The organism is Streptomyces africanus (assembly GCF_002150735.1).
Taxonomy (GTDB): domain Bacteria; phylum Actinomycetota; class Actinomycetes; order Streptomycetales; family Streptomycetaceae; genus Streptomyces; species Streptomyces africanus.
This window is the reverse complement of record NZ_MUKA01000030.1, coordinates 19,475-41,655: the sequence shown is the minus strand read 5'-3', so window position 1 is coordinate 41,655 and position 22,181 is coordinate 19,475. Positions and strand designations below refer to the sequence as shown.

17 protein-coding genes and 4 pseudogenes are annotated in these 22,181 nt (G+C 69.6%); 10 read left to right on the top strand and 11 right to left on the bottom strand.

Annotation, left to right across the window (positions count from 1 at the left end; translation table 11 throughout):
• The coding region (locus tag CCL05_RS05240) for a Mu transposase C-terminal domain-containing protein (protein WP_086559298.1) at window positions 1–1,489 on the bottom strand (1,489 nt) is incomplete at its 3' end.
• 89 nt (window positions 1,490–1,578) lie between these two features.
• The gene (locus CCL05_RS45955; protein WP_244204173.1) at window positions 1,579–2,250 is read right to left on the bottom strand and encodes an AAA family ATPase; all 672 of its coding nucleotides are present in this window, start codon (window positions 2,248–2,250) and stop codon (window positions 1,579–1,581) included.
• Window positions 2,251–3,067: 817 nt separating this feature from the next.
• Here CCL05_RS45955 and CCL05_RS47090 point away from each other — a divergent pair.
• The 4 genes and pseudogenes from CCL05_RS47090 to CCL05_RS05215 all read left to right on the top strand — a co-directional run.
• A pseudogene (locus tag CCL05_RS47090) lies at window positions 3,068–3,232 on the top strand (helicase associated domain-containing protein); the annotation flags it as partial.
• Window positions 3,233–3,432: 200 nt separating this feature from the next.
• Window positions 3,433–4,551, top strand: a complete 1,119-nt coding sequence (locus tag CCL05_RS44435) for a helicase associated domain-containing protein (RefSeq protein ID WP_244204172.1) — start codon at window positions 3,433–3,435, stop codon at window positions 4,549–4,551.
• Window positions 4,552–4,599: 48 nt separating this feature from the next.
• Window positions 4,600–6,741 carry a P-loop NTPase fold protein gene (locus tag CCL05_RS05220; protein ID WP_086559293.1) on the top strand — a complete coding sequence of 714 codons (2,142 nt, stop codon included), beginning with the start codon at window positions 4,600–4,602 and terminating at the stop codon, window positions 6,739–6,741.
• Window positions 6,742–6,785: 44 nt separating this feature from the next.
• Entirely contained in the window at window positions 6,786–7,433 is a 648-nt protein-coding gene (locus CCL05_RS05215; protein WP_244204171.1) for a hypothetical protein, read from the top strand.
• Between the two features lie 496 nt (window positions 7,434–7,929).
• Here CCL05_RS05215 and CCL05_RS05210 read toward each other — a convergent pair whose 3' ends face one another.
• A complete protein-coding gene (locus CCL05_RS05210) occupies window positions 7,930–8,973 on the bottom strand; it encodes an SGNH/GDSL hydrolase family protein (RefSeq protein ID WP_086559292.1) in 1,044 nt (347 codons plus the stop codon).
• Window positions 8,974–9,916: 943 nt separating this feature from the next.
• On the opposite strand from CCL05_RS05210, the gene CCL05_RS05205 reads away from it, so the two are divergent.
• Window positions 9,917–10,165 (top strand): hypothetical protein, encoded by a 249-nt coding sequence (locus CCL05_RS05205; protein ID WP_086559291.1) that lies wholly within the window; start codon window positions 9,917–9,919, stop codon window positions 10,163–10,165.
• Window positions 10,166–10,303: 138 nt separating this feature from the next.
• Here the strand turns inward: CCL05_RS05205 and CCL05_RS05200 are convergent, their stop codons facing one another.
• Window positions 10,304–10,807 (bottom strand): hypothetical protein, encoded by a 504-nt coding sequence (locus CCL05_RS05200; protein ID WP_086559290.1) that lies wholly within the window; start codon window positions 10,805–10,807, stop codon window positions 10,304–10,306.
• 557 nt (window positions 10,808–11,364) lie between these two features.
• Between CCL05_RS05200 and CCL05_RS05190 the strand changes: the two genes are divergently transcribed.
• Window positions 11,365–12,224, top strand: a protein-coding gene (locus tag CCL05_RS05190) for an IS5 family transposase (RefSeq protein WP_208641365.1) whose coding sequence is annotated in 2 segments (ribosomal slippage) — window positions 11,365–11,710 and window positions 11,710–12,224 — 861 coding nt in all. Because the reading frame shifts where the segments join, the coding sequence is not laid out codon by codon here.
• A 640-nt stretch (window positions 12,225–12,864) separates the two neighbouring features.
• Window positions 12,865–13,150: pseudogene (locus tag CCL05_RS45945) on the top strand (pentapeptide repeat-containing protein); the annotation flags it as partial.
• A gap of 235 nt (window positions 13,151–13,385) precedes the next feature.
• Here the strand turns inward: CCL05_RS45945 and CCL05_RS45520 are convergent.
• On the bottom strand, window positions 13,386–13,670 hold the full coding sequence (locus CCL05_RS45520; protein WP_244204170.1) for a hypothetical protein: 285 nt from the start codon (window positions 13,668–13,670) through the stop codon (window positions 13,386–13,388).
• A 5-nt stretch (window positions 13,671–13,675) separates the two neighbouring features.
• Complete coding sequence (locus CCL05_RS05165; protein WP_244204169.1) at window positions 13,676–16,504, bottom strand: AfsR/SARP family transcriptional regulator; 2,829 nt, start codon at window positions 16,502–16,504, stop codon at window positions 13,676–13,678.
• 173 nt (window positions 16,505–16,677) lie between these two features.
• Between CCL05_RS05165 and CCL05_RS05160 the strand changes: the two genes are divergently transcribed.
• Window positions 16,678–17,004 (top strand): hypothetical protein, encoded by a 327-nt coding sequence (locus CCL05_RS05160; protein ID WP_086559286.1) that lies wholly within the window; start codon window positions 16,678–16,680, stop codon window positions 17,002–17,004.
• A 545-nt stretch (window positions 17,005–17,549) separates the two neighbouring features.
• Here CCL05_RS05160 and CCL05_RS05155 read toward each other — a convergent pair.
• From CCL05_RS05155 to CCL05_RS44710, 4 genes are all read right to left on the bottom strand, one after another.
• Window positions 17,550–17,846, bottom strand: coding sequence for a hypothetical protein (locus tag CCL05_RS05155; protein WP_086559285.1), 297 nt, complete (start codon window positions 17,844–17,846; stop codon window positions 17,550–17,552).
• Between the two features lie 80 nt (window positions 17,847–17,926).
• A complete protein-coding gene (locus tag CCL05_RS05150; protein ID WP_143589811.1) occupies window positions 17,927–18,169 on the bottom strand; it encodes a hypothetical protein in 243 nt (80 codons plus the stop codon).
• A 36-nt stretch (window positions 18,170–18,205) separates the two neighbouring features.
• A complete protein-coding gene (locus CCL05_RS05145; protein ID WP_244204168.1) occupies window positions 18,206–18,640 on the bottom strand; it encodes a hypothetical protein in 435 nt (144 codons plus the stop codon).
• Window positions 18,641–18,995: 355 nt separating this feature from the next.
• Window positions 18,996–19,541 carry a hypothetical protein gene (locus tag CCL05_RS44710; protein ID WP_158102418.1) on the bottom strand — a complete coding sequence of 182 codons (546 nt, stop codon included), beginning with the start codon at window positions 19,539–19,541 and terminating at the stop codon, window positions 18,996–18,998.
• Between the two features lie 72 nt (window positions 19,542–19,613).
• On the opposite strand from CCL05_RS44710, the pseudogene CCL05_RS47400 reads away from it, so the two are divergent.
• Together CCL05_RS47400 and CCL05_RS05125 are read left to right on the top strand one after the other, a co-directional pair.
• A pseudogene (locus tag CCL05_RS47400) lies at window positions 19,614–20,276 on the top strand (IS5 family transposase); the annotation flags it as partial.
• A gap of 236 nt (window positions 20,277–20,512) precedes the next feature.
• Window positions 20,513–20,683: a DUF5670 family protein gene (locus CCL05_RS05125; protein WP_030933194.1), complete on the top strand. Its 171-nt coding sequence runs from the start codon at window positions 20,513–20,515 to the stop codon at window positions 20,681–20,683.
• A 606-nt stretch (window positions 20,684–21,289) separates the two neighbouring features.
• Here CCL05_RS05125 and CCL05_RS05120 read toward each other — a convergent pair.
• Window positions 21,290–21,924, bottom strand: a pseudogene (locus CCL05_RS05120) (GmrSD restriction endonuclease domain-containing protein); the annotation flags it as partial.
• Window positions 21,925–22,181: the final 257 nt, after the last annotated feature.

The following is a 22,181-nucleotide window of genomic DNA, read 5'->3' as shown; positions in this document are numbered from 1 at the left end:
CGGTGCTGGCGGTCTGGGCGAGTTCGGCATCCGCCTGGGTGGTGGTCAGCGCGCCGAGCCGCCGGGGTGCCTCGGACTGGTTCACGGCGGCGTAGCGCTCGCGCTGGGAAGCTTCCAGGTCCTTCTTCAGGCGGCGGGTACGGGCGGCCCGCGCTCTTCGTACGGCGCTGATCTGTTCGTCGGTGGCCTGGTCGGCCAGGTCCGCAGGCCCCAGGTAGCGGCCGGTGGCGGCGTGGTAGACCTCGATGCGGTGGTCGTGGTGGGGCATGAAACGGACCCGGACCCGGACCTGGATCCCGGCCTGTCCGGTCATCCACGCGCCCACATAGTCGCGTCTGCGGAAGCGGATGCCGCGGGTGGTCAGCGTGCGGGTGCCGGCGTCTTCCAGGGTGAACGTCCACAGATCTGTCGCGGGCACGTCCCGCAGCGGGGTGGGATCGTCCTGCCACGCCTCAAGCGGAGTCTTGCCCCGTAAAGGCGCGGGGCGGTGCTCGGTGTTCCACCACAGCGTCCAGTCCAGCAGCCGGGCGGTGAAGTCCTCGAAGCCGAGCAGCACCTCGTCCTTCGGGCGGGAAGAGCGTTTGCCGGGGCGCGGCTGGCGGGCATAGCCGGGCAGCGCGGCCAGGAACATGCTCTCCACCGCGCGGTTCAGGCCCTCCACCGTGCCCTTGAGGTGCGGGGTATAGGCGGGCAGGTCCTCCACGGTGACGTCCAGGAGATCGAACGCTGCGGTCACCGTCCGGGACAGGAAGTCCTTGCCGCGGTCCACCCGCACTTTCTCGGGCAGACCGCCGAGCGGACCGTAGGGGTCCTCGCGCAGGACCGCGGAGCGCAGCGCGGCCAGCACCGACTCCCGCGACGGATGCCCGGGCGTGACCGCCACACCGGTGATCGCGTTGGTGGCGCAGTCGGTGAACCAGGTGATCCACGGCCTGCGGGCATGACCGTCGACCTCGACCAGAACCGGGACCTGCATGTGGTCGGTCTCCCACACCTGGTTACGCCAGCCCCGCGGCCGGGCCAGGAACACATCATGCTTGCGCGCCGCCCGCTCCCCACCCGCAAGCCCGGCCCGCTCCCCCGGCGTCAGATCACGGCGGATCGCCCGGTGCAGCGTCGTCAGCGACGGTGCGTCTGCAGGCGGAAACTGCCTGGCAGCACGCAGGACCAGTTCGCGGTGGACCGCCCGCACGTTGCCCTTCCACAGCGCCAACAGCCCACGGACTTCGGGCGTGATCGTGAACCCCGTTCCCTGGGGCCGGGCGCCGGGGCTGGCGACTGCGGTCTCATCGCTCTCAGCGGCTGCCAGCCACCGCCACACCGTGCGCTCCGACACTCCTAGCGCGTCCGCGGCCACCCGTACATGGACTGCTGTCAGCCTCTTCCTTGCCCGCAGCGCGAGCAGCCGCCGCACGGCCGGACCGCGCAGCGCCGTCCTCGACGCCGCAGGCAGTCCGCCGTCTGGGCGGATGGCGTCGCCGTCCTTCATGTCAGCTCCCCTCACGCGGGTGGGGTCGTGTGTTTGCCGGCGGCCGGGAGCATGCGATCGGCCTCCCGTCTCTTGCAGGAGCGCTCCGTTCACAGTGGCGGCGCGACCCGCTTAAACAGCCGCCTCAGCAAGGCCCGGTCGACGGATGCGTCAGCGGTGGTGAGCAGCGCGTTCTGCAGGTGCGCAGTCAAAGCGGCCCACGTGTGGAACGTGCCGTGCGCGCACGACTGGTCGATCCACGTCAGGTCCGGGGCCGGGACGGTGCGCCACAGCGGATGGAAGCCGGTCACCGCGGGCGCCACTTCCGCTGCGGCCAGGCGTGGAACCTCCTGCCATGCGCCGATGCGCGATGCCAGCTGCGGCAGCCGGGACAGCGCCCGCTCGCTGCCCGCTCCGCACAGCACCAGCGTGATCCGCGTGCCGGGGTGGTCCCACAGGCTCTGCAGGTACTCCAGGCACGGCACGGACAGGCGCTGCGCCTCATCGACCACCAGCACCCGCGCCTCACCCAAAGCTTCCGCGACCGCGGCGTCGGCCAGCGCCGACGTGTGCGGGAAACGGCCCGCCAGCGCCAGCGCGTCGAACACCGCCCGCCTCATGCCGGCCACCGACGGGCGCACCGGTACCGGCGCCCACGTCACCTTCCAGCCCGGGGGCACTTCGCTGAGCGCCATCCGCACAGCGGCGGTCTTGCGGCCCGGGTCGCCGAACACACACACCGCGCCCTGGGTCGCCATCGCCTGACCGACCGCCTCGGCCACCGCCCGCACCGACGACGTCCCCACCAACTGCGCGCCGCCGGCAACGCCACACCCGTCAGCGCGCCGCCCTCCCCCACCAGCAAGCCCCCCGTCGCATCTGGTACGAGACGCGGGGGCGCAGATGTCTTCTCCGCGCCGCTCTGACGCGGCCCGGCCAGGGCGAGGTCAGACAGGGCCTGCCGCGTTTGCTGTTCTTCCCGCTCCTGCCGCACCACCGCGCGGCCCGGCAGGACCCTGCCAGCCTCCAAGTCCCGGCGCACCGCCCGGTGCAACGACGCCAGGGAGGGCACCTGGCCCCCGGCCTTTTTCAGATGCCGGTACAGCGCCGCCACGTTCCCGCCCGCCTGCGCCAGCACCTCCCACGCCTGGTCGGACAACTCCAGCCGGGCCCGCGGCCTGCGTTCCATGCGGCCTTCCGTCCGCGCCGCCTCCAGCCAGCGCCACACCGTGCGCACATTCACCCCGCCGACCTGGGCGCCGGCACGCACATGCGCCGTCGTCAACGTCCCGGCCGCCTCGAGCTCCAGCAACCGCGCCACCAGTACCGGCCTGGACACCCTCAACCCCGCCGTGACCTCACCCCACGCGCCCGGCTCCCCCACCCCACACCCTTCCGCCCGCGCAAAACCGACACCGACCACCGTGCCGCCGCGCAACCCTAGGAAGGATCAGAAGTGCCGTTCTCAAGACAGTGGAGCGGAGCGGGGTGTACCGCCCCATGACAGCCATGACGGCACCAAATCCCGCCCCATGTCAGTGACTCCCCACGCCCAAGACCCCACCAGCAGCGAAAACACCCTGACCTGACACGCCGTCACTGACACCCACCCACTGCCACCAAACCGGCACATCGCACTTCCAGGTAGGGCTGGCGCACGCCCGTGCCTTCGCCAACGTCCACGGCAACCTCGCCGCCGTCGCCCAAGCGACCCTGCATGACGGCTATCCGCTCGGGCGGTGGCTGGCCAACCAGCGCAACCGCTGGCGCACCGACCGCCAGCCCCTGCCCGCCTCCCGGGCGCAGGCTCTCGCGGCCATCGATCCCTGGTGGAACCCGCCGTGGCACCTGACATGGCAGCGGCGTTATTACCGCGCCCGCGACGCCGCAGCCGGCCATCCCCTGCGCCCGGAGAGCGGCTTCGACGGCCTCGACGAGGCCACCGCGCGCTGGCTACGCGCCCAGTGCCGCGCCTACGACCAGCTCCACCCCGACCAGCAGCACCTCCTCACGCTGATCGGAATCACCACCGAGACGGTCCGCACCGCCCAGGCCCCTCCCCCAGCGGCCAAAGCCCGACCGAAGCCCGCCATACGCCTCGCGCCCAAGCCCACAACCCTCCCCCGCGCAGCTTCAGCAAAACCCCTGCGAACACAACAGGCACGCCCAACGGCCAAGACGTCGACAAGCCCCGCCGCTCCGCCCGCACCCCAGCGTTCCCCCAAGCTGCCACAGCCCCCAAGCCACTTGCCACACCCCGCAGCCGCCTCGGGCACCGCCCCGACCTGATCCCGGGATTCGAGAGAGCCCTCACGCACGCCCGCGCCTACGCAGCCGAACACGGTCACCTCGCCGCCCCCCGCGACACCCATCACAACGGATTCCGGCTCGGCTGGTGGCTGTTCAGCCAGCGCAACCGCGCCAAACAACGCGCCCGCGACCGCCTGCCGCCCTCACCCCACCTCCAACATCTGGCCGCGATCGATCCGTGGTGGAACCCGCCGTGGGACCTGCACTGGCAGCGCAACTACCACCGCGCCCGCAAACATGTCGAAACAGGCCAGCCCTTCGACCCCGCCGCGCTGATCCCCTCCCCCGGCACCGCCCTCGGCAGCTGGATCACCCGAGCCTGCCTGAACTACCACCACCTCCACCCCGGCCAGCAGCAGCTCCTGGCCGGCCTCGGCATCACCGCCGAGGCCGCACACGCACGTACCCGGCGCGCGTATCCGTGGCGCACCGCCGTCGAACACGCCCGGACCTTCGCCGAGACCCACGGCCACCTCGCCGTCCCCCGCGACACCACGCACAACGGATTTCCCCTGGGTCAATGGCTGAACAAACAGCGCTACCGCACAAGAAGAACAGGCCCCACCCCCGCAGCCCACGCCCTGACCAGCATCGACCCCTGGTGGAACCCGCCCAGGGGCATGGTCTGGCAGCACGCCTACCAGCGTGCCCGCACCAACCCCCACACCCCGGCCAGCCGCCGCTGGATCCAGAAACAGCGACGTGGCTGGCTGCTCCTACACCCCCTACAGCAACACCTCCTCACCCACATCGGCCTCGCCCCACCGACCTGATCCGCCAACGCCCGTACCGGTGCCGATCCCTGTCCCGACAATGAGCAGATGGCCGACGCGCGCTTCTTCAACGACGAGCCCTTCCTCGACCACGAGGAAGGGCCTGACCTGCTCGGACACGGACAGTACGCCCGGCATGTGATCAACCTGCTGGACCGGGTACGAGCGCAGACCGAAACCGGAGTCCTTGCCATGATCGGGCCCTGGGGCTCGGGAAAGTCCAGCGTCCTCGGCAAGGTGACACGCCGTCTACGGGAGGCGGGCCACGATGAAGGCTGGCTGGTCGCGGAACTCAACCCATGGCTGTACTCCGATCTGGAGTCGCTGACGCTGGCGCTGTTCAGCGAGATCCGCGAAGCCCTCCCCAATGACGAACGGTGGTCCGATGCGCGGGAGAAGATCGGCGGATTCGGGAAGGCCATCAGTCCTCTGGGGAAGGTCACGGCTCTCTTCGGCCTGGACTCGGAGGGGCTGATCCAGGAGGTCAGCAACCGCATCAGCGGCGACACGAGTGCGTCCGCAGCCAAACACAAAGCCGAGGAAGCCCTGCGCAAAGCGGTCCGCCCGGTCCTCGTGGTCATGGACGACCTGGACCGCCTCACCCCCGAAGAGCTCCTCGTCGTCTTCAAGCTGGTACGCCTGGTAGGCCATTTGCCCAATGTGTACTACCTAATCAGCTTCGACGAGCGGACCCTGCTGGACGTCCTGCAACGCAGTGAGCTGGTCGGCAGCAGCGAGCCCCGCGCACGCGACTTCCTGGAAAAGATCATCCAGGTCCGGCTGGACCTTCCCGCGTTCCGTGAGCGCGACGCCGACATCCTGGTCGACCGCTCCCTCTCCGCAGTCCTCGCCTCGCACAGCCTGACCCTGACACCCAGCGAGCAGGAGAGGCTTTCCGAGGCCTACTACCGGCACCTGCAGGCCCGGCTGCGTACCCCGCGGGCCATCAAGCGGTTCTTCGGCCAGGTGGACGCCACCCTCGGCCAGCTCACCGGAAACGTCGACATCGTCGACTTCCTGCTCGTCACCTTCCTGCGCACCAGCGAGCCCCGCGCCTACCAGTTGCTGTGGCAGCACCGAGCCGAACTCACCGGCACCAGTGTCGAGATGCCCTCACGCCGCGACGAGCGGCCGGAACAGCGCATCGACCGCTGGCGCACCAGGCTCCAGGAAGCGGGCGTCGCCGGACAGCACCTGGACAGCGTGATCGGCCTGATGGGCATGCTGTTCGCACCACTCCGGCAGGCACTCGGCTACGGCGCCAACACCCAGGCCATCGCCCTGCGACGCGGTATCGGCAGCATCGACTACTTCGACCGGTACATGGTCTTCGGTATCCCCGACGACGACCTTCCCGAGCACACCTTCGACACCGCCCTGCAGCAACTGACCGACGGCGTCCCAGGCACCGAAGCAGACGAACTCCTCCTGCGCCTGCGCGACGACACCCAGCGCATCGCCCGCCGCATCGATTGCAGACGCGCTGCCGGCACTCCCCTTCCGGCGGCCGCGCTTCTGAAAGCCGCAGCCGAGCGCTACGGCCACCTGACCGCCGCCCCTCAAGGGGTCTTCGGCCTGTTCACAGCGGACCTCGCCATGGGTTCCCTCGCCAAAGACCTCCTGACCGACCTCGCCGAGCCCGACCGGCCCGCGATCCTCAAAACCATGGCCGAAACACCTGACGGAGCTGTCCTGGCTGCTCGCACTCTGCAACGCATCACCGTCCGGGACGACTCCGCCAGCCCAGACCACCCACAGACAGCAGCCACCCCCGAATGGATCGGCCAGGCCCGCTCACTCATGAGCCACGAGATCGCACGGCACCTCGCCCCAGCCGCAAGCCGACCCGTACACGAACTCACCGAGCTGGAGATCACCCTCCTCTGGGCATGGCGCCACACCGCACCCGAGGCCGCCCGGACCTGGATCAACCAGCGCCTCGACCAGGAGTGGACCCCGCTCGACCTCCTCGCCGCACTCCTCCCGCCCGACCGGGCGCCGTTCCCCGTCATCGACAACGACACCCTGCAAAGCCTCGACGCGCTCATCGGCCTCGAAGCGCTGTACAGCCGTATCAGCCCACACCTCGACACCCCCGCGGCAGACCCCGACAACTCCCCCGACGAACACCGGGCACGCCTCCTCCAAGCACTCCGCCAACACCGCGGCAACACCCCCGCCAGCGGCTGACCACCACCCGACCCACCCCTTCGGACAAGACGGAGCAGCAAGCCGTGACAGACAATCCGTTCGCCCTCGCACCCGAGCAATGGCAGCGCCTCGTCTCCGCCCGCCAGGCCTACACCGACACCGTCAGCCCGCACTACGACGAGACGCTGCAACACGTAACCCAACGTGCGTGCGTCAGCGGCGACATCGGCAAAGCCGACATCGGAGCACTGCTGATGTGGAAACGACTCAGAGCCGACACTCCCTGGGCCGCCGAACTCATGGCCCTCCCGGACGCCAAGGTACGCCGCGCAACCGCCGCAGCCACGGCCGCAGCCCGGGACACCACGCTCAGCCGCAGCTCGGCAGCACAAGCCGGCCGAGCAGCCCTGGCGTCACTACCCGGTTTCCGCACTGGTGACGCCCTCGCCTCCGCCGTCCTCACAGCAGCCGCACCGGACCGCATGGCCGTCTACGACCGCCGAGCCCACAACGGAATGCGCGCCCTCGGCCTCACCCTCAGCCACGCACCCGGACGCTACAGCCGCTACATAGAAGCGATCGACCAGCTCCTGACCGCCGCTCCAGGTCCCATCCGCAACTGGACCGCCCGCGACATCGACACCGCCCTGTACTGGCTCAACCACCCCGCCAACACCACACCCAGCACATACCAACAATCAACGAATCTGATCAGTACGCAAGGAAACTGACCACGCCTGACCAACATTCCCTCCAACTGACAAAGCGACAGGTCAGCACACAGCCCAAAACGCCCGCCCCGCCATCACCGAGCCGAAGCAACCCAGCCTGAAGCCCCTCACTACCACCAGCACCGAACTGATCAACCCAGGCCAACCCACCACCCACTGATCAGAAAAACCGCTCCTGGACAAACTCTCCGCCATCGACATGCGGTGGTCGTGATGGCCGTCGTCGTTACCTCGCCGCGCACCACCTGGCGCCTCGTAAGTGCCCCGGCCAGCGAGACGCGAGCGAGCTGGACGTGTTCGGCGCCCTTGAGGTACTGGCGGTCCCGAGCGCCGTGGCGTGCTCGGCGCGCGGCGCCGACGTCGCCCTGGCACCGCTCACCTAGCCCTGTAGGTGGGCTCGGCGAGCGGTGCCCTTTGCGCTTGTCGGCGGGCCGGGGTGTCCCGGGCCGCGTTTTTCGCGCGGGTGCCGGGGCTCTGGCGCCGGGGGTCGGTTCGGTCAGTTCAGGAGGGCGATGCGGATGGCTCGTTCGACATGGGCGGCGGTGTTTTCGTGTCCCGCGGCGTTGGGGTGGACCAGGGTGACACGCTTGCCGATGAGACCGCAGTTCAGCAGCGTGCCGGGGAGCTTGGCGGGCCAGTAGTCCGCGGCGTCGCCGCAGATGCCCTCGACCCACTTGGTGTCCGCGGGCTGGCAGGCGTCGTGGCCCACACTGGAGGAGTAGACGTCGACGTAGCGGTCGCCGAAGAACGAGGTGACCCGCTGGATCGTGTTGTTCAGCTGCTTGAGGACGGCGTCACGGAGCCAGTCGACGTCGGCGTGCTTGATCGAGCTGAGTTCGGTGAGGGCGAGTCGGTTGCAGTCACTGCCTTCCTCCGGCAGGACGGCCGGGTAGCCGACCGTGATCACCTTGGCGTTGGGCGCGGCCTCGTGCACCCGGGCCAGCATCTGGACGTACTCGCCCTCGACCCGGGCGAGCTTGTCCTGGATGCTCTCCTCCCCCTCGGTAGGACTGGTGTAGTACTCGCGGCACGACTTGCCGGGCGTCGCGCCCAGTTCGAGGCACTTGAGGAGCATGCCGCCGAAGGGCAGGCTGTTACCTCCGACACCGATGGTGACGACGTCGGTCTCGTCGTTGAGTTCCGCTCGCTCGATCTGCGGGTCCACCGCGGGCCAGCCTCCGGCGGGGGGCTGGACCGGGCTGATCGGCGTCTGCTTGGCGTCGGCGATGTCAGCGATGGTGGCGTTGCCGCAGCTGACGTTGGTCAGGTGGACGTACTTGCCCGGCGGGAACTCGTCGAGCTCCCGCTCGACAACGCCGGGGTAGGCGTCGCTGGTGCGGTCGCAGCCGTCCCGCGACGCATCGCCGAGCGGGGGCTGCGGGTCGCCGACGAAGCCGCCGGCGGTGTACGAGTCGCCCAGCGCGGCCCACTCGTACTGATCCGCCGCACCGGCGGGGAGCGCTGGCACGAGCGCGGACACCGCCAGCGTGAGCCCGGCGGCCAGGGCTCGCGTGCGCAGGCGGGAGAAGGGGTGTCGCATGGATCCTCCAGGGCTGGCCGGCAGAGGGAGTTGTCGAGGTGAAGGCCGCCAGTCGGCGTGCAGATGAAGACGCACCTAGCCTTCTCTCGCTCTAAGTAGTCTTCCGACTACGCTCCGAAGGTAGGGGAGGGCATACGGCGTCTTGCGGGTGTGCCGGGTAAACCACCCGCCCGTATTGCGCTGGGGCCCGGCCTCCGCGGCGAATGCGCCGGGCGGCCACCTCCGACCGCGAGAAGAGATGCCACAGCGGCCGGCTGCGACGGGCCGTACCAGGGCGGCCTGGCGTACCGACGGGCAGCCTGACCTCCTTCCGTAGAGGCAACCACCCACTCCCACGGGCCGCACACAAAGACCCGTACGGGCGCCCCCTCGTCGACCAAGACCGCCGAGTGAAAGACCCGCAGCACACCGCAGGGGTCACCAAGGCGCGGGGGCCGGCACCCATACGCCACCCGGACTGGGTCGCCAACCGCCCCCGGGGAGAGCACGAGAGACAGAAGGTTGCCGACTCCCTCACTGGCATTCGGCTCACCGGAGGACTTCGACAGGAGAGGCCCGGACCAGACGTCCGGGCCTTCGTCGTGCCCCGGGATCTTTCTTCCCGGCCACTGCTGTCCGTGTCCCGGCTTCCAGCTCTACGGGGTGAAAGAGCCGCGCCCGGCAGGACGAGACGCAAGCACCTGAGGCCTGTCACTGTCCCGCCCGCCATGTCGAACTCACGTCGAAGGCAGTACCGATGACCAGTCGCCAGACACCCGGGGCAACACCCGCGCCGATCGCCGCTACGCTGAACACGCCCACCCCGGGCCGGGCCGAGACCCCACAGGGACGCTCTCAGGCAGACAACCGCAGCAGGACCGCCGACCGCGCGGCGCACACTCCCGCGGACGACACCAGGCAGGTGTCCGCCGGTACTGCTCCTCCGCCTACCAGGAGAATCCCGATGTCCCGGGACCCACACTCCCCTGCATCCGCACACCCTGATCCACGCGGCACGCCCGAATCGGCCCCCGCCGGGAAACCGGCGCTCCTGTCGCAGCGCACCGCCCTGATCCTCTTCATAGCCGTCGCCACCGGCATAGGCATCGGCGTCCTGACCTTCTTCTCCGGGAAGTCCTACCCCAAGGCGGTCATCGCCGGTGTCGTCGCCGTCGGGGGCTGCGCAGCAGGACTGCACAACCTGATCGACTAGCCAAGCGGGGTCGGGCAGGGAGGCCCTGCCCGACCCCGCGGCCTGTCGGACGTCAGACGGAGCTGCACGAGCTCGCCCAGGGCTGTACCGGCTGCTCGAACAGCAGGGGTAAGTGATGGCAGCCCACTTACCTGTTTCTCAGCGACCTTGCAGGTCGGCCTCTGTGGCCGAGCGGAAGACGTCACCGCACGTCGGATTCGGCATCGGCGAGCGTTCGGCGAGGGTGACCAACGCGTAGCGCAGTTCCCTGCCGAGTTGGAAGAGTCGGCGGCTGGCCTGCCCGCCCTCGTAGGCGTGCAGGCGGAAGAGGCCGATGGCCTGTCTGTCACGATCGTCGGCGAAAGTGTCCGGAAGTCCGGCGAGCAGTTCGAAGTCGCGCTTTTTGGTAGCCGCGTCGGCCACCGAGCTCAGGGGGAGAGCGTCAAACTCCGCGGCGGGCACGGAAGTGTCGGCCGCGACGGCGTGGGCGGCCAAGGCAGCGAAGACCTCGATCAGCCGCTCGCCTACCGCAACGTCGATGCCCCAGTTCCGCAGGTTCTCGTGACGACGGGCCAGCCGCCACGGCTCCTGGTCCACCAGCGGCAGCAGGATGCGGCCCAGGTGGGCGCAGCGACGCCACAGCATCTCGTGCTCCGAGGTCACGGTGATCCTTTCTGCAGCATTGGAGGGCCTGCGGCGGAGAACAGACCCGACCACCGGAGGCCCTCCGGGCTTCCACTACACGCAGGGCACGTACAGGATGGGGCTGTTCGCCGAGCCCCGACCCACAGAGCCGCTCGAGCTCACAAAAGACCCGGCCGTCGAGGTACGCCAGGCGGCCTTCGGGTCACCGGGGTGGTTCACGCAGGTCGCCGCTGCGGTCGATGACCGCAGCGGTGGTGCGCACCTGCTCTGACGCAAGGTGGCCGCCGTCATCCACAGGTCCGAGAAGTCGTTGTAGAACTCAAGGTCGGCTTCGCTGGCGGCAGCTGACAGGCCCGCCCGAGCACGTCTCGAGGCCCCCGGTGCCCGTCATCCGGGAACCGCTGTGGTTGGGCTTGGAGGCGTAAGGCACACAGCTCGTTACCGCCTCAGTGTCCGGGTCCTGCGTGGTCACCGTGGCCTTGGGCGGATTCGGGTTCGGCGGAGGGCCTGCCTGAGCCGTCGGAGTGCTGGTGGCGATCAACGCGGCGCCTAGGACGTTTCTTTCAGATCATCGGATCGTTGGTCTGGGTGTGTCGTTGACTGACGCCCAGTGGGCCCGCATCGAGCCGTTGCTGCCGGACCGGACCCCTCGGCGGGGTGGGCGGTGGCGCGATCACCGGCAGGTGATCGACGCGATCGCGTTCAAGTACCGCACCGGAACGCCATGGATGGACCTGCCCGAGCATTTCGGCTCGTGGAAGGGCGCCCACAACCGGCTGCGGAAGTGGGCCGCCGACGGCACCTGGGAGAAGGTCTTCACCGCCCTGCTCGCCCAGGCCGACGCCGAAGGCGACCTGGACTGGGTCGTCGCGGTCGACTTCACGATCGTGCGTGCGCACCAGCACGCCGCCGGGGCCCGTCAAAAGGGGCCACGGCCGGCGAGCCGGCAGACCATGCCCTCGGTCGCTCCCGCGGTGGACTGACCACGAAGGTCCACCTCGTCGCGGACGGTCGCTGCCGGCCACTGGCGTTCGTCATCACGCCGGGCCAGGCCGGTGACGCACCCGCATGCGAGCAGGTCATGGCCCGCCTGTGGGTGCCCAGACGGATCGGCCGCCCCAGGGTCACACCGGACGTGGTCCTGGCCGACAAGGCGTATTCGTCCCGGGCGATCCGCCTCCATCTTCGACAGCGCAGGATCCGGACGGTGATCCCGCAGCCAGCGGACCAGGCCGCGAACCGCAAGCGACGCGGCCGGCTCAGCGGCCGTCCCCCGGCCTTCGACCGCGAGACCTACAAGCAGCGCAACACCGTCGAGCGGTGCATCAACAAGCTCAAGCAATGGCGTGGTCTGGCCACTCGCTACGACAAGACCGCCACCATCTACCTGGCCGGACTCCACCTCGCCGCCATCTTCATCTGGTCAGCGAGGTGATCCGCAGGAAACGGCCTAGGTGTATGAGGCCAGGACATTGCTTACGTCTGCGCGTAGTCGCAAAGCTGGCGGTCGTCCTTGAGCTGCACCGTGGGGTCAGCAGGACCCTGCGCGGCAAGCCCCAGCCGGTTGGGCCCCGGCCGCCATCGGCCCGCGCCGTCACCCGGTGGTGGATCCTCACCCACCCCGACGTCCCAACGACAGCGGGATCTCTGAGAGCGACGGGCCCAGCACGGTCACCGACGCTCTCGACGCGGCGTCCTCCGACCGAGTCCTCCTCGAGACCGACGGGCTCTTCGCTCGCTATGGAAAACGTCCGGTCCGACCAGCAGACCTTACCGACGTCGTAGCTCACCTCACCCCCCCATACTGGACTGATAAGCGCAGGTCAGGCCATCCAATCCTGACCCGAAATACCCCTTTTAGGCACCACGCGCTGGCCGGTCTCGGACTCGACTGGGCGACGGCGTAGCCACGTGGGAAGCTGCTTCAGGGTTCGTCCCGGACACAGTCGGCACGAACCCTCCACGCGCGGTGCGCGGCCACCTGACCGAAACGGGCCGCAACCGGCAACGCGTGCCGGGCTGTCCTGTTGATCGTGAGATTTTTCTTGCCCCGGCCTCGGACGGAACGGCGCGGCCTGCGCCTGTGGCACGTCTGGATCGTCCTGCCCCTGGCCCGGTGCCCGGGAACTCAAGCCCGAGCGCCGCATCGACTCCAAGACACTCTTCGACCTGGCCAAGCTCTCCTTCGGCGTGGTCGCCGGAGCCGGCGCTCTGGTTGCCCTGGTCGTGGCCTACCGACACCAGCGAGTCGACGAGGACGGCGCACTGCGCGAAGCAACCCCCCTGCACACCGAGCGCTTCACAGCAGCCGTCTCCCAGCTCGGCGACTCCGCCGCGGTCCCTCTCCCCGGGGCGCGGAGCGGTCGGCTGGCTGCCGGGCTCTCAGCAGCAGGTCGTAGGCCGCAACCGAGGGCGACGGCCGGGTGTCGGGCGGCAGGTGGGCCAGCCGCCGCTGGGTCAGGAATGTCACCGTCGGCTGCCTTCCGCGCCTCTAGCGCGACCGCGTCCGCGGTCAAGGCGCCGGCCCGCAGGGCGGTGGCGAGTCCGGCGACCAGGTGCTCATGGGTGAGGTGGCGGCCCAGCAGCAGTACATCGATCAGAGCCCGGGTGCCGTCCCTGTCCCCATGGGCCTTGCAGGCCGCAGCCCACCAGGCGGGGTGAACTTGCCTGCGGACTTCGCCTCTTCCAGGGCGGTCGCGCCCGGGAAGGCGCCGGGCTCTTTGTCCAGGGCCTCCAGGTAGTGGTCCAGCACCAGGCGGGCCTGACCCTTGGCGATGAGCCGCTCGTGCCGGGCGACTTCCTTCTGGCCGTCGTAGACCAAGAGCCAGTGCGGCAGGCCTTGGGACCAGAGCAGGTGCCACTCAGGCGGGTCCAGCAGCATGAGCTTCATCTTCCAGTACGTCGGCCGGTCCCCGCCTCGGGAACATGCCGAGCGAGATCACTGAGCTTGCCCCGGAGTTCACCGATGGACGGGTGGCCGATCTCCTCCGCGGTCCTCAGTGCGTCGAGCCAGGTCAACCGGGCCGCTTCCGGGTCGCCGACGGCAAGATGAGCGTCGCCGAGATGGCACAGGATCTCCGTCTCGCCGTACCGGTCGCCGAAGCCGCGGTCCAGGCCGAGGGCCCGCTGGTAGCAGTCGATGGCCTCGGTGTACTCGGCAAGGTGGTGATGTACGTAGCCGAGGCTGTCCCAGGCTCCCGCCTCACCGTGCCGGTCGCCGATCTCCTGGTTGAGAGCCACCGCCTGGGAACAGTAGTCGAGCGCCTGCTGGTAGTCGCCCAGCATGGTGTGTAGCCAGCCGGCGTTGTTGAGTGCCTTGGCCTGGCCGGCCATGTGGTCGGTCTGCCGGTAGAGAGCCAGCGCCTGCTCATTGTGATCGACCGCATCCCGCCGACGTCCCTGCCTGTCGCAAACCCAGCCCAGCCCGCGGTGTGTGTGGGCCTCACTGATCTGATCGCCCAAACGGCCGTAGAGGTCCAGGGCGTGGCTGAAGTGGGTGTGTCCGTCGTCGAGCCGGTCCATCTGGGTGTAGACGTTGCCGAGGCTGCGGTGCGCGCCGGCCTGCCAGGACCGGTCGCCGAGCCGCTGTGCCGCGTCGAGTGCGGTGTGCTGGCTGGCCGCCCAGTCGTGCCAGTGACCGCGGTAGTCGAAGAACGTCTCCAAGGCCCAGGCCAGTTGCCAGGCGTGCGCGTCGAAGCGAGCGCTCACCGCGAGGTCGACGGTGCTGAGCAGTACGGGGTGTTCGGTGGTGAACCAGGCCAGGGCGGCACCGTGGTCCGCAAGGTCCTGCGGCGTGACCCCCGGCTGGGCGGCGGCCAGGATGATCGGGTCACGATGCGGGTCCAGCCGCCGGGCGGCGGTGTGGGCCGTGTGGAGGTAGAAGTCCACCAGCCTCAGCAGTGCCTCCTCGCTGCTGTCGGCCAGGTCCTCCCGCGCCCGTTCAGCTGCGTAGAGGCGGATCAGGTCGTGCATGCGGTAGCGGCCGGGGGCGTATTCGTGGACCAGGTGGGCGTCCTGAAGTCTGCGCAGGAGCACGCGCAGGCGCGCCAGGGGCAGTGCGGTGAGGCTGGCGATGGCGTGCCGGCTGATGTCGGGGCCGGGTGCGAGACCGAGCAGCCGGAACATTCGTGCGGCATCCGGGGCGAGCGCGCGGTACGAGGAGGCGAACACCGTCCGGAGATCGGCCGTGATGTCACCGGTGTCCAGGGCGTCGAGCCGCGTCTGTACCTCGTGCAGTTCGTCGGCCAGTTCGGCGAGCGGAGTGGCGGGGTTCACGGTGGCGCGGGCGGCGAGAATGCTGAGGCCGAGAGGCAGGCCCGCACAATGGTTCAACAATGTGGCGGTTGCGTCAGGTTCGGCGGCGACCCGGTCGGTGCCGAGGTGGCGTACGAGGAGGCGATGGGCCTCGGTGTCGGTGAGCGCGTCCAGCGCGAGGGGTCGTGCGCCGTGGGCGGCGGCCAGGCCGGTGAGCTGGCTGCGGCTGGTGACCAGGACGGTGGACGCCGGGCCGCCGGGCAGCAGGGGAACGACCTGGGCGGTGTCGCGGGCGTTGTCCAGGACGATGAGCAGCTGCTTGCCGGCGGTCAGGCTGCGATAGAGCGCGACCTGGGCGTCCGGATCTGCGGGGATGTCGCGGGGATCGGTGCCGAAGGCGTCCAGGAAACCGCGTACGGCCGTCTGCGGCGGGACTGGTTCACCGGACGGATCGAAGCCTCTCAGGTTCACGTACAACTGCCCGTCGGGGAAGTCGTCGAGGTGTTCGTGGGCCCAGCGCAGGGCAAGCCAGGTTTTGCCTATGCCTCCCACGCCGCCGATCGCCGAGATGAGCAGCGGTTGGTCAGTGTCGGCAGCGTCCTTCACAAGGTTGTCGAGGGCGGCGAGTTCACGATCGCGGCCGACGAAGGCCAGGGGTGGAGCGGGGAGTTGTCGCGGAACGACTCCCCGGTGCACCGTCGCGGGCGCTGCGGCGCTGGTCTTGGCGGGCTGGAGCGCGGGGTCAGAAGTAAGGATCTGTTGGTGGAGCCGGCGCAGCGGTGCGCCGGGATCGACGCCCATCTCCTCGGCCAACTGCCGTCGGGCGCGCTCGAAGCGTTCCAGCGCCTCGGCCTGCCGCCCGCACCGGTACAGGGCCAGCATCAGCTGCCCGGCCACCCGCTCATCCAGCGGATGCTGCTCGGCGCGAGCGGACAGTTCCGCCGGCAACCGGGCGTGCTGCCCGAGCCGCAGCCGAGCATCGGCCAGGTCGATCTGCGCTGCCAGCCGCTCGGCGTCGAGGCGGGAACGCTGGTCGTTGAACCATGAGGTGTCCGCCCCGGCGAACGCCTCCCCACGCCACAGCTCCAGCGCCTCCTGCCACAACGCCACCGCGTGCTCATCCGTGTCCGCCGCCCTGGCCTGGTCCGCAAGCCGGCGGAACCGGTGCACATCCACCGCCGCCGGCTCCACCAAGAGCCGGTAACCGCCCTGGTCGCTCACGATGTCCACGCCCGAGGGGGCCAGGGCCTTACGCAGCCGCGACACATACCCGTACAGCGTTCCCAGGCCCCGTGACGGCACCCCCTCGCCCCACACGCGGTCCAGCAGTGCGTCCGTCGGCACCGTTCGGCCGACATCCATGAGCAACGCCGCCAGCACCCGCCGCTGCCGCGCATGCCCCACGGCCACCGGTGTGCCGTCGCGCCACACCTCTATGGCGCCAAGGATCCCGAACCGCACTGCCACTCCCCCCGCTCGCTCTGCTCCCCTTATCGGTGTATACGGCGCTGACCAGCGGGACCAGCGGTGATTCAAGACTTTCCCAAGGTTCGCTGCAGGCGTCCAGAGCATGGTGGGACATGACCAGGCGGCCCCACCACGGGGCCCGAAATCAACCGCAGGAAGAGGCGCTCATGTCCATCAAGCGAGGTTTCATCGGAGCCGCAGCCGGGGCCGTCGTAGTTCTCGGGGCCCTCACCGGGCCCCTCACCGCCCCCGCTCAGGCCGCACCGACGGGCGATACAGGTATAGCCGCCCTTTCATGCAACGACCCCTGGTCGGACCGGAACACCATCGGGTACTACTGCACCGGCAACGGCAACGTGCAGTTCCGAGCCGTGGCCCTGTGCGGCAACGGCACTGTCCAGCCCGGCCCTTGGCGCTACGCGACGGGCCAGTGGTCGTACGCCTACTGCGCGGGCAAGGGCGGCCTGGCGGACGGGTTCCTGCAGACGCGCTGATCAGCACGGCCGGGGGGAGCGTCCGTTCCTCAGCACCTTGATGGGCTGGGGAACGGACGCACGTCGTCGACCGGCTCATCTTCGAGGGCGACATTGAGGCTGCCCGGCGGCTGGTAGTGGCACCCTCCTCGGAACTGCTGACCACAGGGCCCGGCAGCGGACGGCGTGAAGGCGAGCGACTCCCCGGGATCGACGGCCGGCTCAGTGCCCCGGGCGCTGGAAGTGGGCGTAGGGCGGATGCGGCTTGAAACAGATCAGCACCTCGATACTGGCTTCCGCCGCGGGGGGGGGGAACAGGTTGGTGACCTTCCGGTATGGCCATCGGTGGGGCCGGTCGTCCAAGGTGGGCGATGAGCGAGCTCCCGCCCGGTGATATCACTGACGAGATGCGCCAGGCCGTGGACACGGCGCATCGGCAGGGGCTGCAGAAGGGCCTGCGCACCCTCGCGGCCCACATCCGCGCCGACGCCGAAGACCGGTACGACGGCGCGGAGCCCGGGTGGCGGGGCCGGCGTCGAATGGACGCTGCGGTGCCCGGGCGGCCGTCAGGGCGTGTCGCCGCAGTAGTAGAAGCGGCAGCTGACGCCGGGGCCGGGTGAGCGGGGTTCGCCGGGGCGCGGGTCGTACAGGGCGCGGCCTCCGGGCCACCGTCCGAGTTCGGTGGACAGGGCCACGCCGTCGTCGACTTCTTCGGTCCGCCACCCGTGGATGTCCAGCAGCAGACCGTCCAGTGGCCCGCCGACCAGTTCCGCGTAGGTCCGGTGTGGGAGCGGGCCGGGGTTGGGGTCGTCGTGGTCGTGGCCGTATACCCGGCCCCTCAGCAGCTGCTCATCGCCGTTCATCCGATCAGCCTTGCAGCCGCCACCGACAACGCGGGCTGCCCAGGGGCTGCCCGCGCCGCCGGTGGCGCGGCCTTGCTGGGTCAGGTGCGGAAGCGGGAGAGGCAGCCGCCGGCCTTCTCAGCGGTGCTCCTGGATGCGGCGTCCTGCTCCTGGCGCTCGCGTTCGTCCGCTTCCGTCTGCTGCTGGGCTGCGGCGGACCGGCTCTGGCAGTCCTCGTACAGGTGCGGGCGCGACTCGCGTGGCTGGTCCCATCCCCGCGCCTCGATCCGCTCCCATGGGTCGTCGGTGACCTTCCGCCCACATGCGAATGCGCCGACGCCCACGGGCATCTGGTCCGTGGACGTCGGCGCTGTCAGCGGTCAGCTCGCCATCATGGCCCGGAGGTCGCTCAGCGACAGCTCGTTCGTGCCACGGTCCGCCGCCTTGCTCTGCGTCCAGGCAACGATCGCCGGGTACGCATCCTGGTAGTGGGCGCCGGCGGTCGTGTGCTGCCCGTCGGTGGTGGCGACCTGGGTGAGGCAGGCGGCCAGGGCGTGCGGGCCGCTGCCGCTGTACCCGATCTCGTAGCCCAGAGCGTTCTTCTGCGGTAGGAACGACAGAACGCCCTTGTCCGTCCGGGCCCAGAACAGACCGCGGCCGGTGTGGAAGCGGCTGAAGATGTCGTTCGGGCGCAGTTCGAGCGGGGCGTACGTCGTGTAGCTCCACTGATCCGTGCCGCCGGTGCCCTCGTGCTTGAAGTGCTCGCCCACGACGGGCAGCCCGAACTCGGGGTCGTAGAAGGTTCGGCGGCACATGCAGCCCGATCCGTCGGTGGCCTAGGGGCTGTCCTTGTCCTCCGTGACGCACGGGTGGAACAGGATCGGGATCTTCTTCGGCTCCACGAGTGTGCAGTGCATCGCGTTCGGCTCGCAGCGCACCAGCCTGCTCAGCCACTCCTGGACGAGGTGTCACGGTCTGGAACGCCTCGATGTCCAGCACGGCGTTCAGCGACGACGAGGCGACGCCGCGCTGGGGTTCGGTGTAGAGGACGAAGTTCAGGTAGCCCTTCGTCGGATCGGTCAGGTTCAGATCGCGGGCCTCGAAGGGCAACGTGGCGCTCCAATGCGGGGGTCTTGGCAGCCGGGGCGCGGCCGCCGGGAACGGTGAGGATCAGCCGGCGCGGTGTTCCGGGCGCAGGGTGAGGCCGCCGTTCAGGAACTGCGCGGTGTCGTCCGGCCCGAGTCCGAGGGCGCGGGCGACGGCGGTGCCTTCGTCGTCGCGGACGAAGGCGAGTAGGATCTTGCGGCTGGCGGGGTCGGCCATGGTCCGGCGGGCGGCTTCGATGGTGTGGGCGACGCAGCCGGTGGTGCCGTCTTCGACGATGTCCCGGCGCGTGGTGTCGGTGGTACGTCGGCCACAGCACCACTCGGTCCCGGGCCGCCGGCCGCGCTGTGGCCGACAAGCTGGCAACGCCGCACGGCGCGCAGCCGTGAACGGGCTGAACGTTCTCGGCAGGCTGGCGAACGCAGCGCCCTCGAGGCCGTCCTGGTGCAGCCGGAAGTCGTGATGGAAGTCGACGTCGACGTCGCCCGCAACAGCAACGGACGGCGGTCGGCGTTCGAGCGGCTGCAGCGGCGCCTGGCCCGCCGCGGAGCCGGTGCGGCCGAGGCGGCACGGCAGGGGCCGGCGCACTACGTCGCCTTCGACCTGCTCCACCAGGGGCGACACCGACCTGACCCACGTGTCTCTTTGGTGGGTCATCAGTTGATCGGTGTGCCTGTCCGATTAGTGATTAGGTGGGCCGTCGAGGGGACGTGGGAGAAGATCCTCGCCGCCCTTCTCGCGGCAGCGGACGCCGCCGACGACGTTGCCTGGATCGTGTCGGTCGACTCGACCGTCGTGCGGGCCCACCAGCACGCCGCCGGAGCACTCAAAAGGGGGCCGCAGGCCGAAACGAGCCGGCCGGCCACGCACTCGGACGCTCCCGCGGAGGGCTGAGCACCAAGATCCACCTGGCGGCAGACGGCCATGCACGGCCCCTGGCTCTGGCCGTCACCGCGGGCCAGGCCGGTGACGCGCCCGTCTTCGAGGCGGTCATGGCCCGTATCCGCGTGCCGAAAACCGGCCAGGCCGGCCCCGGACCCGCCCCACCATGGTCCTGGCCGACCGCGCCTACTCATCCCGCGCGATCCGCAGTCACCTGCGTCGCCGGCAGATCCGCGCTGTCATCCCACAACCGTCGGACCAGATCGGCCACCGTCTGCAGCGGGGCAGCCAAGGTGGGCGTCCGCCCGGCTTCGATGCAGAGGCCTACAAGCAGCGCAACACCGTCGAGCGGTGCATCAACCGCCTCAAACAGTGGCGCGGCCTGGCCACACGAACCGACAAACTCGCCAGGCCGCACTCCACCTCGCCGCCATCCTCATCTGGACAGGACGCCGACCAAGGAGACAGAACCTAGCCGATCGTGCTTCGACGGAAGGCGTCGATGGTGTCACGTACTGCCGGTGCCTGCGGCCACGGTGCATGGAACCCGGCTGAACCGGCAGCCGTCCACCAGCCGGGTGGCGAGGTGGACGCTGTGGAGAAACTGGGTCCTGTGCCCGCAGAAGCAGTGGAGAAACCAGGGAAATCGACTGTGTGTTCTTGCATTCGCCGGGCACGAGGAGCGACGGAGGTTGATAACTATGGTTCCCCTGCTTCTCGTTCTTCTGCTGGCTCTGATCCTCTTCGGCGCGGGTTTCGCACTGAAGGCACTGTGGTGGATCGCCGTCATCGTGCTGGTCGTCTGGCTGCTGGGCTTCGTCATGCGCTCCGCGGACACAGGTGGCCGCAAGGGCCGCTGGTATCGCTGGTAACAGCAGCATGCGCGTGGGCTCCGGTGCATCCGGGGCCCACAGGCATGTCCCGGAACAGGACATCCCTCCGCGCAAACGGTGTATCTACCACCTTCTTGGGAACCGGGCCTCATAGCTGGGGCCCGGTGAAGCAGTGGAACCTGCGCCTCCGAACCACCGGACCCCAGCCACCCCGACGCCCCGCACCGCGCGCCACTTCAGCTGGCCGCTCCTGCACTCAGCAGGCCGGTGCACCGACACCCATCTCCGGGCGGTGGGTCACCGAATAGCGCACCCCCGGAATGCTGCCTCTTGTTATGCAGGCGTCATGACGGGCGCTTGGGGAGCGGCGCTCGACCTCCCCAGGCGTTGCGCCGCTCCCGACCAGCCCACGTCAGTTACCCGCGAACTTCCGTCCTACGCTCACTCAGCCGGCGGGCACGCCACTGCGCCACCGTTGTGGTCAGGTGTTCCTGAAGATGCGCCGGAATCGGCTCCTTCGAAGGCCATGCCGTGCACGGGCCACTGCCCCCTCTGGTGTCACCGCACCAGCGACCGGCGCCGGCCAGCGGCTCCGCCGCCCGGAAACGGCCGGATGAGCAGGTCGGTTACGCGACCGGCTCGTAACGTCACAGTCTGGTCCGGACCGCCGGCCGCCACGTCGCGCAGGCCGGCCGCCTCGGCTTCATCGGCCATAAGGCGGAGCTTCGTTGCGACCCACTCGGCGACGTACCGGCAGGGCACGCAGGCGGCAGGCGGCAGCCACTGGGCAAGATCCTGATCTGCCTTGGACCGGTTCGAGCGGGCCGTGACAGCGACCAGGCTGGTGGCCGCGCCCCGGTCATTGGCGTACGCCTCGCGGGCTTGAGCCGTCCACGCCGACGCACCGCTGTCCCAGCTTTCCGCCAGGGGCACCATGTGCTCGATGTCCAGGCCGGAGGCTGACGTCACCCACACCTGGTCGCAGTACGACCATCAGCGCCCGCCCGTCAGAGGGCAGTTGGGGCCGATAGCTGGAGGTTCGACAGCCTCGGAGATCAAGACCTCGGCGCGCGTGTTGCAGCCGTCGGACGGGTTGACACCGGCGTTCCCGTGGCGGAAGGCATCCCGGTCGTAGCCGTCCCGGGACACGGTCCCCGGGGACACGTTGGCGACAGCTTCGGACAGCGGAAGGGCCTATGCCGCGTAGGCGAGCGGCGCGAGCGGGAAGGACAGGACAGCGAGAGAGGCGGCGACCAGGCGCGCAGCACGGCTTTGAGCATGAGTTGTTGATAGCGACCTGCGACGGGGCGGGCGCTATCACCTGTTTGCTCAGTGCGCCGCCCGTGTGGGTGCAATGGTCATACCGGACCAAGAGCGCAAGCGCCCTTCCTGTAGGAGTCGCAGGCACCGCACGCGGTGGGGCCGGGCGATGGACGTGCTGCAGGCCGCGACCTCGCTCCGCGCTTCTCAGAGACAGCGCCCCCCAACGGGCTTCCCGAGGCCTTGTCTGGTCTTCACATCAACCCCTGGTCTCAGC

Coding starts and splice junctions, on each gene's coding strand:
- CCL05_RS05220 (WP_086559293.1), top strand. CDS start 4,600: ATGGCCGACGCGCGCTTCTTCAACGACGAGCCCTTCCTCGACCACGAG.
- CCL05_RS05210 (WP_086559292.1), bottom strand. CDS start 8,973: ATGCGACACCCCTTCTCCCGCCTGCGCACGCGAGCCCTGGCCGCCGGG.
- CCL05_RS05205 (WP_086559291.1), top strand. CDS start 9,917: ATGTCCCGGGACCCACACTCCCCTGCATCCGCACACCCTGATCCACGC.
- CCL05_RS45520 (WP_244204170.1), bottom strand. CDS start 13,670: ATGCTGCTGGACCCGCCTGAGTGGCACCTGCTCTGGTCCCAAGGCCTG.
- CCL05_RS05160 (WP_086559286.1), top strand. CDS start 16,678: ATGTCCATCAAGCGAGGTTTCATCGGAGCCGCAGCCGGGGCCGTCGTA.
- CCL05_RS05155 (WP_086559285.1), bottom strand. CDS start 17,846: ATGAACGGCGATGAGCAGCTGCTGAGGGGCCGGGTATACGGCCACGAC.
- CCL05_RS05145 (WP_244204168.1), bottom strand. CDS start 18,640: ATGTGCCGCCGAACCTTCTACGACCCCGAGTTCGGGCTGCCCGTCGTG.
- CCL05_RS05125 (WP_030933194.1), top strand. CDS start 20,513: ATGGTTCCCCTGCTTCTCGTTCTTCTGCTGGCTCTGATCCTCTTCGGC.